13 protein-coding genes, 1 tRNA gene and 1 pseudogene are annotated in these 13,919 nt (G+C 62.5%); 4 read left to right on the forward strand and 11 right to left on the reverse strand.

Going from position 1 to position 13,919, the window contains the following annotated elements; genetic code table 11:
- Positions 1–38: 38 nt before the first annotated feature.
- The 4 genes from LB538_RS13625 to LB538_RS13640 form a co-directional block, all read right to left on the reverse strand.
- Positions 39–1,217, reverse strand: a complete 1,179-nt coding sequence (locus LB538_RS13625) for a D-alanyl-D-alanine carboxypeptidase family protein (protein WP_140843361.1) — start codon at positions 1,215–1,217, stop codon at positions 39–41.
- A gap of 122 nt (positions 1,218–1,339) precedes the next feature.
- Positions 1,340–2,602, reverse strand: coding sequence for a septal ring lytic transglycosylase RlpA family protein (locus tag LB538_RS13630; protein ID WP_224530204.1), 1,263 nt, complete (start codon positions 2,600–2,602; stop codon positions 1,340–1,342).
- Positions 2,603–2,867: 265 nt separating this feature from the next.
- The gene (locus LB538_RS13635; RefSeq protein WP_224530206.1) at positions 2,868–2,957 is read right to left on the reverse strand and encodes a putative RiPP precursor; all 90 of its coding nucleotides are present in this window, start codon (positions 2,955–2,957) and stop codon (positions 2,868–2,870) included.
- A 185-nt stretch (positions 2,958–3,142) separates the two neighbouring features.
- Positions 3,143–3,511, reverse strand: a complete 369-nt coding sequence (locus tag LB538_RS13640; protein ID WP_224530208.1) for a YybH family protein — start codon at positions 3,509–3,511, stop codon at positions 3,143–3,145.
- A 311-nt stretch (positions 3,512–3,822) separates the two neighbouring features.
- Here LB538_RS13640 and LB538_RS13645 point away from each other — a divergent pair.
- Positions 3,823–3,912 (forward strand) — tRNA-Ser (locus tag LB538_RS13645).
- A gap of 164 nt (positions 3,913–4,076) precedes the next feature.
- On the opposite strand, the pseudogene LB538_RS13650 reads toward LB538_RS13645, so the two are convergent.
- Positions 4,077–4,375: pseudogene (locus LB538_RS13650) on the reverse strand (type II toxin-antitoxin system PemK/MazF family toxin); the annotation flags it as partial.
- Complete coding sequence (locus LB538_RS13655; protein WP_140843349.1) at positions 4,372–4,596, reverse strand: antitoxin MazE family protein; 225 nt, start codon at positions 4,594–4,596, stop codon at positions 4,372–4,374. The pseudogene LB538_RS13650 and the gene LB538_RS13655, both read right to left, overlap by 4 nt.
- A gap of 272 nt (positions 4,597–4,868) precedes the next feature.
- Between LB538_RS13655 and LB538_RS13660 the strand changes: the two genes are divergently transcribed.
- The 3 genes from LB538_RS13660 (at position 4,869) to rimO (ending at position 7,724) form a co-directional block, all read left to right on the forward strand.
- The gene (locus tag LB538_RS13660) at positions 4,869–5,276 is read left to right on the forward strand and encodes a DUF930 domain-containing protein (RefSeq protein ID WP_181181276.1); all 408 of its coding nucleotides are present in this window, start codon (positions 4,869–4,871) and stop codon (positions 5,274–5,276) included.
- Positions 5,277–5,545: 269 nt separating this feature from the next.
- Positions 5,546–6,232, forward strand: a complete 687-nt coding sequence (locus tag LB538_RS13665; RefSeq protein ID WP_095765435.1) for a TerC family protein — start codon at positions 5,546–5,548, stop codon at positions 6,230–6,232.
- Between the two features lie 178 nt (positions 6,233–6,410).
- Positions 6,411–7,724, forward strand: a complete 1,314-nt coding sequence (rimO, locus tag LB538_RS13670; RefSeq protein ID WP_224530212.1) for a 30S ribosomal protein S12 methylthiotransferase RimO — start codon at positions 6,411–6,413, stop codon at positions 7,722–7,724.
- A 76-nt stretch (positions 7,725–7,800) separates the two neighbouring features.
- Here rimO and LB538_RS13675 read toward each other — a convergent pair whose 3' ends face one another.
- From LB538_RS13675 to LB538_RS13695, 5 genes are all read right to left on the reverse strand, one after another.
- Complete coding sequence (locus LB538_RS13675; RefSeq protein ID WP_140545690.1) at positions 7,801–8,868, reverse strand: BMP family ABC transporter substrate-binding protein; 1,068 nt, start codon at positions 8,866–8,868, stop codon at positions 7,801–7,803.
- Positions 8,869–8,919: 51 nt separating this feature from the next.
- The gene (locus LB538_RS13680) at positions 8,920–9,840 is read right to left on the reverse strand and encodes an ABC transporter permease (protein WP_140843343.1); all 921 of its coding nucleotides are present in this window, start codon (positions 9,838–9,840) and stop codon (positions 8,920–8,922) included.
- Positions 9,840–10,967 (reverse strand): ABC transporter permease, encoded by a 1,128-nt coding sequence (locus LB538_RS13685; RefSeq protein ID WP_224530214.1) that lies wholly within the window; start codon positions 10,965–10,967, stop codon positions 9,840–9,842. Before LB538_RS13685 ends, LB538_RS13680 begins: the two co-directional genes overlap by 1 nt.
- Positions 10,964–12,529: an ABC transporter ATP-binding protein gene (locus LB538_RS13690; protein WP_224530217.1), complete on the reverse strand. Its 1,566-nt coding sequence runs from the start codon at positions 12,527–12,529 to the stop codon at positions 10,964–10,966. Before LB538_RS13690 ends, LB538_RS13685 begins: the two co-directional genes overlap by 4 nt.
- Positions 12,530–12,837: 308 nt before the next feature.
- Complete coding sequence (locus LB538_RS13695) at positions 12,838–13,815, reverse strand: quinone oxidoreductase family protein (protein WP_224530220.1); 978 nt, start codon at positions 13,813–13,815, stop codon at positions 12,838–12,840.
- Between the last annotated feature and the right edge of the window lie 104 nt (positions 13,816–13,919).

A 13,919-nucleotide genomic window follows, 5' to 3' on the forward strand; every position in this document is an offset into this window, starting at 1 on the left:
TAGCTCCCGTCCGACAAAAGGTCCACGAACTTGCCCGATCACAAATGTTTCTGCCGCAGCCAGCCGACAGCGAGTTCCTTGGCCGCGTCCAACGCGCGCTGCGGCAGCGTACCCACCTTCACCGATTCTGCGGCATAGAGCGGCGTCTGCTGGCTCAGCGTCTCGCCTATCCAAACGCGCAATTCCCCGACCGGTTGCCCCTCCTCGACCGGTGCCGACACCGGACCCTGGTAGACGATCCTGGCGGTCAGCTTGTCGCGGTTGGCTATCGGCAGAAAGATGTCCACGGGGCCTTTGGCTTTCAAGGCCAGGCCGGACTTGGCGCCGCCGAAAACCTGTGCTTCTCCGACCACCTCGTCCTTGGCGAAGATCTCGGTCTTCTGGAATGACCGCGAGCCCCATTCGAGCAGCTTGCGCGCCTCTTCGGAGCGCTCGCGGTCATTGGCCAATCCGCTGAGCGCGGCGATCACACGCGTGCCGTTGTGACTGACGGTGCCGACCAGGCCGAAGCCCGCCTGCTCGCTGGCACCTGCCACGAAGCCATCGGCCTCGATGCCCATGGCGATCAGCGGATTGCGGTTCCTCTGCGAGATCTTATTCCAGGTGAAGTCCGGCTGGCCGTAATAGTGGAAGAACTCCGGATAGTCGCGCCACAGATGCAGCGCCAGCATGGTCAGCTCCCGCACCGTCGTCTGCTGCCCGTCGGCCGGCAGGCCGGTCGAATTGACGAAGGTCGATTTCGAGAGGCCGAGCTGGCGGGCGCGATCGGTCATCTGCGCGGCGAAATTCGCTTCCGAGCCCGCCATTCCCTCGGCGAGCACGATACAGCCGTCATTGGCGGCCTGCACGGTGACGCCCTGGATCAAATCCTCGACGCGGACCTCGGATTTGAGCTTGGCGAACATGGTCGAGGTTCCGGACGGCGCGCCGCCGGTGCGCCAGGCGTTTTCGCTCACGACGAAAGTGTCGTCGAGCGTGATCCGCTTCGACTTGATGGCGTTGAAGACCATTTCCATCGTCATCAGCTTAGCCATAGAAGCCGGCGGGATCGGCTTGTCGGGGTCCTTGGCGAAGAGCACGGTGCCGGTGTCGGCATCGATCATGAACGCCTGCGCCGCCTTGGTCTCGAAGAGCTGCGCGCTCGCCGGGGCGGCGCAAAGCAACACCAGCGCCAATCCCAGAAGGCTGGCGAAAGGCAGAAAAATGCGGAACTGCATGAAATGTCGACCCGATCTGAGCAACCCGGAAAGCGCAGAGCCGCTCCAGAATGCGCAAAGACTACCCCACGGCCAAGCTATCAGGGTTTTTCCGGCCGGATCAACGGGCAGCGCGAATTTGATCAGTTACGCACAACAAGCGCGTCCGGCGCGCCATGCGACCAGGCTGCCTGGAGCAGGTCGTCGACGCTGCCATGGCCGTCCGGATAGACATTCACCGCATACCAGTCATTGCCGTCGAGCTCGGTGCGCTGGATCTCGGTCCGGCCGAACGGCTCGAGCGCTGCGGCCACACGCTTTGCCTTCGCGGCCTCGTCGAAGGAACCGGCGGCGACATAGTCGGACGCAGGCGTCTGTAGCTCTCGGTTCGATTTCTTCCATGAACGCAGGATATCGGCCGGCGACATGCCGCCGGAATCGAGCGCGGCAAAGACATCGGCGCGCTCTACCCGCTCATCCGCGTAAGACAGGGAGGCCATGGCGAAGGGCGAGTTCGGCGGAAGCGTGAAATCCGGCCGTTCCGGCACGATCGGGCCGAAATCCGGCAGCGCGACATCGCTGGCGCCCTGGACGGCGAATGCGGCCGGCTGGACGGCCGGCTGATCCGAAAGCCCCGGCTGCGCTGCAAAGGCCCGCCCCGAATTGGTCAACTCGCCCGGAAACGGCGCGGCGGCCGGAGACGCCGCGACCGGCACGCTCGGCGACGGGCCGTTCATGGCCACCATGACGCCGGTCGGCAGGCCGTCCGAAGGATCCGGCCGGTTGTTGCCGGGATGATAGGAGGCCACCAGATACTGGTCGTCATCGCCGTCGAGCGGCGCGCGGCCGACATATTCCACTTTGACCCTGGCCGTGCCGACCTTGGCATAGTCGAGCATCTGCGCCGCGCGTTCGGATACGTCGATGATGCGGCCTTCGTGATACGGGCCGCGGTCGTTAACGCGCACGATCACCGAACTGCCGGTCTCCAGATTGGTGACGCGGGCATAGCTCGGCAGCGGCATCGTCGGATGCGCTGCCGTCAGATGCGTCATGTCGTAGACTTCGCCATTGGCGGTCAGACGACCATGAAACGCATCGCCGTACCAGGAAGCCAGGCCGACCTTGGCGTAGCCCTTGTCTTCCTTGGGATAGTACCACTTGCCGCGCACCTGATAGGGCTTGCCGAGCTGGTCGCGGCCGCCGCCGCGCCGCATGAACTGGACACGAGGGCTCGCCTTCACGCCATATTCGGACTCGGCGAAATATTCCTTGGAGCGGCCCTTCTTGTAGACCATCCCCTTCGGTTCGGGTTGCGAGGCGCAGGCAGCCAGCAGCAGGCCCGAAAGGGCGCACAGGGCGAAAGCAGAAGCGCGACGAAGACGCGGGCGCGTCAGGGTCTGCATGTCTCGATTGTCCCCTACCGTGCTGTCACCAGACGGGGCCAGAAGTCGCCCACCAGGCCAACACCTTGATCCCCAATCCCTTTTGCACAGGAATTGCTTATCACGATGTTAATCGATTATGGCCGCAACAGGGCGAGATTATGGCGAGAGGCGGTGACACCGTCGCTCGGAAAGTCCGTGCTCGTTCGAGTATTCTTGGCTGCCAACAGCGCTGGCCATAAGATCGCCGGCGCGTCAAACCCGAAAAAGAATAAAGGTTTGCGCGCTATTCCAGGTTGGATGGCGCCTGCTGGGCGGTCGCACGAGACAGCATGCCACGTTTTGTCAGAACGGGTTTCTCGTAGGTTTTCTTCATGATTGTCCCCCTGTTTAAATATTAGCAGATTGAGATTGGCAGGGTCATGACGTCATTGTCAATGCGCCGAACCGTCCGCCAGGAGCTAACCTGGCTACGTTAGGTCGGGCTACCATTCGTAAGCCGTGCCGCACGTCAACGCGATTGGGATGATTGCCGCCGTGCCGTTGTGGCCAGCTATACATCTATCCGGTGGTGTCAGTACTGTTGAGACTGCACATCCGGATCAGCCAACCTCCGCCAGCCTGACGCTCAAAGACACTCAGCGAGGTGCCGTTGCCGACCGCCTCTCCTTCCGAATAGCCGGCCAATGTCCACGCTAGATTTCCAGAGCTACCCGCTTCGATCACCTGAAGGGTTTTATTCGGCCCGGCATGTTGAACCCAAATTTCGTGCAGCGCCTCTATTGCCGCTCGCCCCCGCGCCGGAGGCCCATAGGGTGAATGCATTTCCGCGTTCTCGGTGAAGATAGCAGCACAGCCAGATGCATTCCTCGATCGATACGCTGCGACATACAAGTCCCAAAGCTCCTGTAGATCATCTCGGGTCGACATAGTTACCCTCCTTCGGCGCCTGGACATGGTTTAGAGAATACTAATGCGACTGACCAGATCGCCATCTCTTCCAGCGGATTTCCCCAGCCGTTCAGGTGCATGTCGTTTCCGCCGGCCCCGGCAACGTAGCCGTCGGGTCACTCCGAATTTATGCCCACCTTTTGCCGTGACAGTTGGAAGGTGCCGCCGCAGTGGTTGACGCGGCCCTGAAAGCCGCACTACAGGAATAAAGCGCAAACCGGCCGGGGAATGCCTTCGGTGCCAACCGAATCAACCGGTCGCGATGACCAAAATGGTTGAAAAACCATAGTGGAGGGATGGCCGAGCGGTTTAAGGCACCGGTCTTGAAAACCGGCGTGGGCGCAAGTTCACCGTGGGTTCGAATCCCACTCCCTCCGCCATTTCGGTCCCTGAGTGGGCACCGCGCATGGAGCGCGGTGGCGGGCAAAGACAGGCGCAAGGCGGCAGGCGCGGATTGCCGGATACAGAGGGCGCCGACGCGCGCCCAGCATTCCCCTTTCCGGCCAAGCCTCGGCGATACCGCCAGGCCGAGAAAGACCATCACCGCCTGATTGAGCCGAACCATATCCTCGTCGTCGAGCCGCCCGATCCGGTCGCCGACCTTCGACTTCGGAACCGAGGTGATCTTGTCCACCATCAGCCGGGAAGGAGAGCGCAGCCCGTTGCTCTCGTTCGGCTCACCGGAAGCCGAAATAACGGCGCATCGGTCGGGTCCGTACTGAAGGCGCAGACCGTGATCGAATCCGTGGCGTCAAAGCTGTCATCCTGCACGATGACGACCGGGCGCGGCTTGCCCGCATAGTCCCTGCCGCCGGAGACGGTCCAGACCTCGCCCCGCCTCATTCATCGTCCCAGTCGGATACCGCGTCTATGAACGCCTGATCCTCGGCCGCACGGGCGCTCGCGGCCACCGCCGCCGACTGTCGGTGCGCCTCGGACTTAAATGACGCGGCGCGCACGTCCGGCACCCAAATCTGGATGGGCCGCAGGCCCTGGGCGCGTAGCCGCTCCCGATGTTCCTGCACCTTCACACGCGTGGATTTCGCGCTTCTTGCCGATGCCATGAGTCATTTTCCGCAATGGTTACATGTAGCCTATCATGGACTACGCGTTGCGACCGGCCTTTTCGCGACCTCCAGAAGAGGCGCAAGTCCGACTGGTTCAGTTGCCTGAAATCCGTAGCTTCCGGCATCGACGAGATAGACATTCCACGCAAATTAATGAGCCCGCAGCTTGCGGCGATCAAGGGTTGCAGACGGTGCAATCGTTGGAAGCGAAGCGGCGCTGGCGACCGACAGTTGGTAAAGCACCGTTTATTTGATTTATCGGACAAAATATGCTGCTTGTCGCCCCCATGAAAAAGCTCTGCCTGATGGTTCTGGCGTCGCTGACGCCGGTCTTGCCGGCCAAGGCGATGGACAATGCGTTGCGCGCCGGCCTGATGAAACTCGATCCTGAAACCCGCCTTGAGCAGCGGTGTGACGCCGAGGTGCTCGACCGGATCAGCCATGACGATCGCAACTACAAGGCCGACCGCGTCGTAGCCTACGCCTTCGCCACGCCGCAGATGAGCGCCGATGCCATCAAGAGCTCGGGCGCCGCCTTCCGCAGCAATGGCCAATGGTACCGGCTGAAGTTCAAATGCCAGACCGCGCCGGACCATATGCAAGTGCTGCAGTTCCGCTACAAGATCGGCGACGAAATCCCGGAATCCGACTGGGCCAAATATAATCTCTACGACTAGAGCAATTCCAGGGAAAGTGCGTAGCGGTTTCCAGTTCGGAATTGCGTCAAAACAAAGAGATAGAGCGGTTCGCCGTTTCCGTGAAACGGGTGAAACGCTCTAGTTTTCGGCCTCGCCGGCTGCCGGCGACTCCCTAAATCCTTGAGGGCTTGCGCTGCCGGCCTTGTTTTCCGGCGATGTCCAACCCTGCGTCTTGACGCCGATGGACCGTGCCTTTAGGCCCGTCCCGGTAAAGGGCTACGCTCATTTCAGGCAAGGATTTCTAGTCGATGGAAATATTCACTGCCGCAGGCCTTTCGGCTCTTCTCCAAGTCGTTGCAATCGATCTCGCGCTTGCCGGCGACAACGCAATTGTGATCGGCCTCGCGGCAGCCGGCCTTCCCGTCGATCAGCGCAAGCGCGCCATCCTGGTCGGCATCGCGGCGGCCACCGTCCTGCGCATCGTCTTTGCCCTGATCACGCAATGGCTGCTGAGCATCGGCCCGATGCTGCTCATCGCCGGCGGGCTCCTGCTTCTGTGGGTATGCTGGAAGATGTGGCGCGAGCTGCGCGTCAGCCACGAGGATGAGCGCGACGCGACAGAAGCGCTGTCGAACGGCGATTATAACAAGGACGGCAAAATCGCCGGAAAAGGCCCGCGCAAGACCTTCTCGCAGGCTGCCTGGCAGATCGTCATCGCCGACGTCTCGATGTCGCTCGACAACGTGCTCGCCGTCGCCGGCGCAGCCATGAAGCATCCCACGGTGCTGATCATCGGACTGGTTCTTTCGATCGCGCTGATGGGCTTTGCCGCATCCTTCGTCGCGCGCCTGCTGCACAAATACCGCTGGATCGCCTATGTCGGCCTGCTGATCATCCTCTATGTCGCGGTGAACATGCTTCTGGGGGGCGCCGTGCAGCAGTTTCCCGACCATTTTGCTTTCCTGGCGCCCTGGTTCGGATCGGACGGCCACTGACGCTCTTTCAAGGCGAGCATCTGCTGCATCGCCTCTTGTTGTGGCCGGCTGGCAGGTTTGCTTCTGTGCCGAAGCGTGCTATTGCGCCGCGCGAAATGGCTCAGAGCCGCGCGCCGTAGATCGATCTTCGGAGCTTGAGGCTCCTCGATCTCGCCCTCATCTCTTGGAAAACAAATTTATGTCCGCCCCACGCGTCAGTTTCGTCAGTCTTGGATGCCCGAAGGCGCTCGTCGATTCCGAGCGCATCATCACGCGGCTGCGCGCCGAGGGCTACGAGATCGCACGCAAGCATGACGGCGCCGACCTCGTCGTCGTCAACACTTGCGGCTTTCTCGATTCCGCCCGCGACGAATCGCTCAACGCCATCGGCTCCGCGCTTTCCGAAAACGGCCGCGTCATCGTCACCGGCTGCCTCGGCGCCGAGCCGGAGGTCATCCGCGAAAAGCATCCCAACGTGTTGGCGATCACCGGCCCGCAGGCCTATGAAAGCGTGATGGCGGCGGTGCACGAGGCTGCCCCGCCCAGCCACGATCCCTATGTCGACCTGTTGCCGCCGCAGGGCGTGAAGCTGACGCCGCGCCACTACGCCTATCTGAAGATTTCCGAGGGCTGCAACAACCGCTGCACCTTCTGCATCATTCCGGCGCTGCGCGGCGATCTCGTCTCGCGCCCGGCCGCAGACGTGCTGCGCGAAGCCGAAAAGCTCGCCAAGGCCGGCGTCAAGGAGATCCTGGTCATCTCGCAGGACACCAGCGCCTACGGCATCGACATCAAGTACCAGACGTCGATGTTTGGCGATCGCGAGGTGCGGGCGAAATTCCTCGACCTCGCCGAGGAGCTCGGCAAGCTCGGCATCTGGATACGCATGCATTATGTGTACCCCTACCCGCATGTCGCCGATGTCATTCCGCTGATGGCGGAGGGAAAGATCCTCCCCTATCTCGACATTCCCTTCCAGCACGCCTCGCCGCAGGTGCTGAAGAACATGCGACGCCCCGCGCATGGCGAAAAAACGCTGGACCGCATCCGCGGCTGGCGCGAGGTCTGCCCGGATCTCGCCATCCGCTCGACCTTCATCGTCGGCTTCCCCGGCGAGACCGAGGACGATTTCGAGATGCTGCTCGACTGGCTGGACGAAGCCAGGATCGACCGCGCCGGTTGCTTCAAATACGAGCCGGTCAAGGGCGCGCGCTCCAACGATCTCGGACTGGAGCAGGTGCCGCAGGAGATCAAGGAAGCGCGCTGGCACCGCTTCATGCAGCGCCAGCAGAAGATCTCGGCAACGCAGCTCGCCAGGAAAGTCGGCAAGCGCCTGCCGGTGCTGATCGACGAGGCGCATGGCACATCCGGCAAAGGCCGCACCAAATACGACGCGCCAGAGATCGACGGCTCCGTGCACATCCAGTCGCGGCGGCCGCTGCGCGCCGGCGAGATCGTCACGGTCAAGATCGACCGCGCCGATGCTTACGACCTCTACGGCTCGGCCGTCTGACGGCCCACGCGGACCCGCGCAGCTTAAAAAAGGGCGCCTGAGGCGCCCTTTTTCTTTCGGTTCAGCGATTTGCCGCTTACTGCGGCAGCTTGTCGTCGATGCCCTTGACGTAGAAATTCATGCCGAGCAGCGTGCCGTCGTCGGCGACCTCGCCGTCCTTCAGCCAGGGCGAACCATCCTGCTTGGAGACAGGTCCGGTGAAGGGGTTCCAGCCGCCGGCGATCTTCTTCTCGGTCGCCTCGGCCATCGCCTTCACGTCGTCAGGCATGTTGGTGTAGGGGGCGAGCTTGACGGCGCCGTCCTTGATGCCGAGCCAGACATTGTCAGGCTTCCAGGTGCCGTCGAGCGCCGCCTGGACGCGGCTGATGTAATACGGGCCCCATTCGTCGGTCAGCGAGGTCAGCTGCGCGTGCGGTGCAAACTTGATCATGTCGGATGACTGGCCGAAGCCGTGCAGCTTGCGCTCCTCCGCGACCTGCAGAGCGGCGGTCGAGTCGGTGTGCTGGACGATGATATCAGCGCCCTGGTCGAACAGCGCCTTGGCGGCGTCGGCTTCCTTGCCGGGATCGAACCAGGAATTCACCCACACGATCTTCACCTTGAAGTCGGGATTGACCGACTGCGCGCCGAGCATGAAGGAGTTGATGCCCATCACCACTTCCGGGATCGGGAAGGAAACGATGTAGCCGGCGAGGCCCTTCTTCGATTCCTTGGCTGCGATCTGGCCGAGCACATAGCGGCCTTCATAGAAGCGGGCGTTGTAGATGCCGAGATTGTCGCCGGTCTTGAAGCCGGTAGCATGCTCGAACATAACCTTGGGAAACTTCTTGGCGACCTTCACTTCGGCATCCATGAAGCCGAAGGAGGTGCCGAAGATGATCTTGCACTTCTCGCGCGCCAGGCGCTCGAAAGCGCGGTCGGCGTCCGGGCCTTCCGAGACGTTTTCGAGATAGGCGGTCTCGACCTTGTCGCCGAGCGCCTTCTCGACTTCGAGCCGGCCCTGGTCGTGTTGATAGGAGTAGCCGAAGTCGCCGATCGGACCCGTATAGACCCAGCAGGCCTTGAGCTTGTCGGCGGCCTGGGCGGTTGCCGCCAGGGACAGGGCCGCGGCCGTGGTCATCAACGCAATAAGCAGTTTTTTCATTGTGTTACCTCTCTGAGTTAAGCCTTGGAGCTTCCCGTCTTTTTGTTGTTGTCAACGATCCGGAACAAATGGCTGCCCCAACGAAGCCGGCGTGTTCATCATCGTCAGCCGCTTGTTGCGCGAGATTAGAACGAGAACCACAACGGTTGCCAGATAGGGCAGCGAAGAAAGAAACTGCGAAGGCACCGGAATGCCAAAAGCCTGTGCATGAAGCTGGCCGATCCACACCGCGCCGAAGATGTAAGCGCCGGCCAACACCCGCCACGGGCGCCAGGACGCGAACACCACCAGCGCCAGCGCGATCCAGCCGCGGCCCGCGCTCATGTTCTCGACCCATTGCGGCGTGTAGACCAGCGACAGGTGACCGCCGGCAAGGCCTGCGCAGGCGCCGCCGAAGATCACGGCTAGATAGCGGTAGCGGATGACCTTGATGCCGAGCGCATGCGCCGACGTATGGCTGTCGCCGATCGAGCGGAGCGTCAGGCCCGTGCGCGTCCTGAACAGGAACCACATCACCGCCGCGGTCAGCGCGATCGAGATGTAGAAGACCGGATCCTGGCCGAAGACCAGCTTGCCGACCACCGGGATCGAGCTGATCCCCGGGATGTCCAAATTGGGCAATCTCACGCCCGGCTGACCGACGAAGCTGGTGCCGATCATGCCCGAGAGACCGAGGCCGAGCAGCGTCAGCGATAGGCCGGTCGCCACCTGGTTGGTCGCGAGCGACAGCGTCATGACGGCGAACAGCAGCGAAAACAGCGCGCCGACGATGATAGCTGCTAGCAGGCCGATCCACGGCGATCCGGTGAGGTAACCGGCGCCGAAGCCGCCCACGGCGCCCATGATCATCATGCCCTCGACGCCGAGATTGAGCACGCCCGAGCGCTCGACCACCAGCTCGCCGATCGCCGCGATCAGAAGCGGCGTCGCCGCGGTCGCGATGGTCAAAAGGATGTTGACGGTGATGTCCATCAGCGAGCCTCCTCGAGCTTGGGCGCCGCTTCGAGCGCCGCGCCCTTCGGCTTCGTCAGCGCCATGCCGATCAGGCGGATGCGGTAATGGATGAGCGTGTCGCAGCCGAGCACGAAGAACAGAAGCATGCCCTGGAACACGCGCGCCACTTTGTCGGAAATACCGAGCGCGCTCTGCACCGCCTCGCCGCCGAGATAGGTCAGCGCCAGCACCAGGCCCGCCGCGACGATGCCCAGCGGATTGAGGCGCCCAAGGAAGGCGACGATGATGGCGGTGAAGCCGTAGCCGGGCGAGATCACCGGCTGCAACTGGCCGATGGCGCCGGAGACCTCTGAAATGCCCGCCAGACCGGCCAGCGCGCCGGACAGAAGGAAGGCGAAGAACACCATCCGGTTGAAGTCGAAACCGGCGAAGCGCCCTGCCCTTGGGCTTGAACCCAGCACGCGGACCTCGAATCCTTTCAGCATGCGGCTCATCATCAGCCAGATCGCTACCGCGGCGACCAGCGCGAAGACGAAACCCCAATTGGCGCGGCCGGCATCCGGCATCAACTCAGGCAGCACGGCGGAATCGCCGAACTGGATGGTTTGCGGGAAGCCGTGGCCTTGCGGATCGCGCCATGGACCGCGCACCAGCCAGTCGAGGAAAAGCTGCGCGACATAGACCAGCATCAGGCTGGTGAGGATCTCATTGGTGCTGAAGCGCGTCTTCAGAAGTGCCGGGATCGATGCGTAGAAGGCACCGCCGACCATGCCCAGCAAAAGCATCAGCGGGATCACCAGCGGGCCTTCGAATTGCGGGAACAGCACCGGGATGATCGAGCCGAAGATCGCGCCGAAAATGAACTGGCCTTCGGCGCCGATGTTCCAGATGTTGGCCTTGTAGCAGACCGACAGGCCGACCGCGATCAGGATCAGCGGCGCTGCCTTGATCGCGAGCTCATGCAACTGCCAGACCTGGCTGACCGGCTCGACGAAATAGATCTCGAAGGCGTTGAGCGGATTGACGCCGAGCAGCGCAAACATGATGGCGCCGGCAATGATCGTCAGCGCGAAGGCGATGAAAGGCGACAGCATCGAGAACAGCGCCGAGCGCTGCGGGCGTTTGACAAGTTCGATGCGCATCATGCGACCTCCAAGCTGTGTTCGGCATGGCCGGGCTCGGCGCCGCCCATCAACAGGCCGATCCTCTCGAAAGTCGCCTCGGCAATCGGCAGCGGCGTCGACAGTTCTCCGTTGTGCATGACGGCGATGGCGTCCGACAGTTCGAACAATTCGTCGAGGTCCTGGCTGATGACAAGGACAGCGGAGCCGCTGCGGGCGAGCTCGATCAAAGCCTGGCGGATGTGAGCGGCCGCACCGGCGTCGACGCCCCAGGTCGGCTGGTTGACGACCATGACGCTGGGCCTACGGTCGAGCTCGCGGCCGACAATGAATTTCTGCAGATTGCCGCCCGACAATGCGGCGGCCTCCGGATCGGGCGCGCTCTTGCGCACGTCCATGGCTTTAATGATGCGCTGGGCAGCGCTGTAAACCGCGCCGTTCTTCACCGTGCCGCCCGAACCGACGAAAGCCTTGCCGTCAGTGGCGTGACGAGACAGAAGCAGGTTCTCCGAAAGCTTCATGCGGGGTGCTGCGCCATGGCCGAGCCGCTCCTCCGGCACGAAGGCGGCCCCCATCAGCCGCCGGCCGGTGATCGAAAGGCCGCCGGCGTCCTTGCCGCGAATGCGCACGGAACCGGTATCCTGCTGCAGCACTTCGCCGGAGACGGATTCGAAGAACTCGCCCTGGCCGTTGCCGGCCACACCCGCGATGCCGATCACTTCGCCGGCACGTACGGTGAGATTGATGTTCTTCAGTGGGATGGCGAAGGGTGTCGCCGGCTTGCGGCTGAGGCTGCGGATTTCCAGCAGCGCCGACGCCGTTTCGATGCCTTCCGCCGGCGCACGCACCACCGCCTTCACCTCGCTTCCGACCATCATGCGGGCAAGCGATGCGGCCGTCTCCTCACGTGGATTGCAGTGGCCGACGACCTTGCCGTGGCGAAGCACCGTGGCGCGGTCGCAGATGCGTTTGACCTCTTCCAGCCGGTGCGAGATGTAGAGGATCGATTTGCCTTCGGCGCGCAGGCGCTCCAGCGTCTCGAACAGCTTGTCGGCCTCCTGCGGCGTCAGCACCGAGGTCGGCTCGTCGAGGATGATGAGCTGCGGCGTCTGAAGCAAGCAGCGGATGATCTCGATGCGCTGGCGTTCACCGACCGAAAGATCTCCGACCAGCGAATCCGGATCGAGCGGCAGGCCGTAGCTGTAGGACAATGCCCTCGCCTTCGCGGCGATGCTGCTGATCGGCGAGCCGTCATTGAGCGAAAGCGCGATGTTCTCGGCCGCTGTCAGCGCCTCGAACAGCGAGAAATGCTGGAACACCATGCCGATGCCGAGCTTCTTGGCCACGCCCGGGCTGGTGATCTTGACCGGCTTGCCGTCCCAGAAGATCTCGCCCGAGTTCGGCTCGAGCGATCCGAACAGCATCTTGACCAGCGTCGACTTGCCGGCGCCGTTCTCGCCGAGCAGCGCGTGGATCTCGCCTTTTGCGATATTGAGATCGATGTGATCGCACGCCGTCAGCGTGCCGAATATCTTGGTTAGGCCGCGAACCTCGAGCAGGTTCGCCCTGTCATGATTTGCACTCACAAGTGCCTCCCATCCGGCTTCCCAGATATGTTCTGTGTTCCCGAAAGCATGGTATGCGCGGCCGGCTCCAGTCGGAAAGCAGCACCCGACTTGAAAGAGCTTCAAGAATTTCAGCGGAAACTCAAGGGCTAAGATAGATCTCTTGAGAACAACGGCAAAATCCGCATCCCTTTTCTGGCAAGCCGTGCCTTCGGGCTCGGCAAGCCTCTGAAAAACAAGGCAGCCCGAAAGAGCACCGTGCCGAAGGGTGTAAAGCGGTTTTCCGTCCGCAATTGCGATAGAGCGGTACGCCGCTTCCGTGAAGCGCTTTAGGGAATGAGGACGGTCGTTCCCGTCGTCTTGCGGGCCTCGAGATCCGCTTGCGCCTTTGCAGCATCCTTCAGCGCATAGCGCTGGTTGATCTTGATCTCGACGGCGCCGCTCTTGACCACGTCGAAAAGCGCTTCGGCCGACTTCACCAGATCCTCGCGCCTGGCATTGTAGACGAAGAGCGTCGGCCGCGTCGCATAGAGCGAGCCTTTCTGCGCCAGCAGCGATATCGAGAAAGGCGGGATCGGCCCCGACGACTGGCCGAAGCTGACGAACATGCCGAGCGGCCGCAGGCAGTCGAGCGATGCCGGAAAAGTGTCAGCGCCGACGGAATCGTAGACGACGTCGCATTTCTTCCCGCCGGTAAGCGCCGCGACGCCGGCGACGAAATCCTGCTCTTTGTAGTTGATGACGTGATCGAAGCCGTGCGCCCGCGCAAGCTCGATCTTGTCGGCGGAACTCGCGGTGCCGATCACGGTCGCGCCGAGATGCTTTGCCCATTGCCCGAGGATCAGGCCGACGCCGCCGGCGGCTGCGTGGTAGAGGATCGTGTCACCGGCCTTGACGGGAAAGGTGCGGCGCAAGAGGTATTCGGCCGTCATGCCCTTCAGCATCATCGCCGCCGCTTGCTCGTCGCCGATACCGTCGGGCACTTTGACCACACGGTCGGCCGCGATCACCCGTCGTTCAGCGTAAGCCCCGACATTGACGGCATAGGCGATGCGGTCGCCGGGCTTCAGCCAGTCGACGCCGGGGCCGAGCGCCAGCACGACGCCCGCTGCCTCGCCGCCTGGGATCAGCGGAAAACCGCCAAGTGGCGGATAAAGCCCGGAGCGATAGTAGACGTCGATGAAGTTGAGGCCGATTGCCGTGTGCCGGACCAGGATCTGGCCTTCTCCCGGCTGGCCGGGGTCGGCGTCTTCATAGGCCAGGACTTCGGGGCCGCCATGGGCGTGGATGCGGATTGCCTTAGACATCGCTCAGCTCTCTGAAGGGTAAGTGCACAAACCTGGAAACATGATTGCGAAAGGGAGAACCGATTTTCGGAAAATCAGGCGCCGATATACAGCTAGGGCCAGGA

The sequence above is a fragment of the Mesorhizobium sp. Ca11 genome (genome assembly GCF_020165275.1).
Lineage (GTDB): Bacteria > Pseudomonadota > Alphaproteobacteria > Rhizobiales > Rhizobiaceae > Mesorhizobium.

Excerpts from the sequence above, each read along its gene's own strand:
- LB538_RS13625 (WP_140843361.1), bottom strand. The coding sequence starts at position 1,217 with ATGCAGTTCCGCATTTTTCTGCCTTTCGCCAGCCTTCTGGGATTGGCG.
- LB538_RS13630 (WP_224530204.1), bottom strand. The coding sequence starts at position 2,602 with ATGCAGACCCTGACGCGCCCGCGTCTTCGTCGCGCTTCTGCTTTCGCC.
- LB538_RS13635 (WP_224530206.1), bottom strand. The coding sequence starts at position 2,957 with ATGAAGAAAACCTACGAGAAACCCGTTCTGACAAAACGTGGCATGCTG.
- LB538_RS13640 (WP_224530208.1), bottom strand. The coding sequence starts at position 3,511 with ATGTCGACCCGAGATGATCTACAGGAGCTTTGGGACTTGTATGTCGCA.
- LB538_RS13655 (WP_140843349.1), bottom strand. The coding sequence starts at position 4,596 with ATGGCATCGGCAAGAAGCGCGAAATCCACGCGTGTGAAGGTGCAGGAA.
- LB538_RS13660 (WP_181181276.1), top strand. The coding sequence starts at position 4,869 with ATGCTGCTTGTCGCCCCCATGAAAAAGCTCTGCCTGATGGTTCTGGCG.
- LB538_RS13665 (WP_095765435.1), top strand. The coding sequence starts at position 5,546 with ATGGAAATATTCACTGCCGCAGGCCTTTCGGCTCTTCTCCAAGTCGTT.
- rimO (WP_224530212.1), top strand. The coding sequence starts at position 6,411 with ATGTCCGCCCCACGCGTCAGTTTCGTCAGTCTTGGATGCCCGAAGGCG.
- LB538_RS13675 (WP_140545690.1), bottom strand. The coding sequence starts at position 8,868 with ATGAAAAAACTGCTTATTGCGTTGATGACCACGGCCGCGGCCCTGTCC.
- LB538_RS13680 (WP_140843343.1), bottom strand. The coding sequence starts at position 9,840 with ATGGACATCACCGTCAACATCCTTTTGACCATCGCGACCGCGGCGACG.
- LB538_RS13685 (WP_224530214.1), bottom strand. The coding sequence starts at position 10,967 with ATGATGCGCATCGAACTTGTCAAACGCCCGCAGCGCTCGGCGCTGTTC.
- LB538_RS13695 (WP_224530220.1), bottom strand. The coding sequence starts at position 13,815 with ATGTCTAAGGCAATCCGCATCCACGCCCATGGCGGCCCCGAAGTCCTG.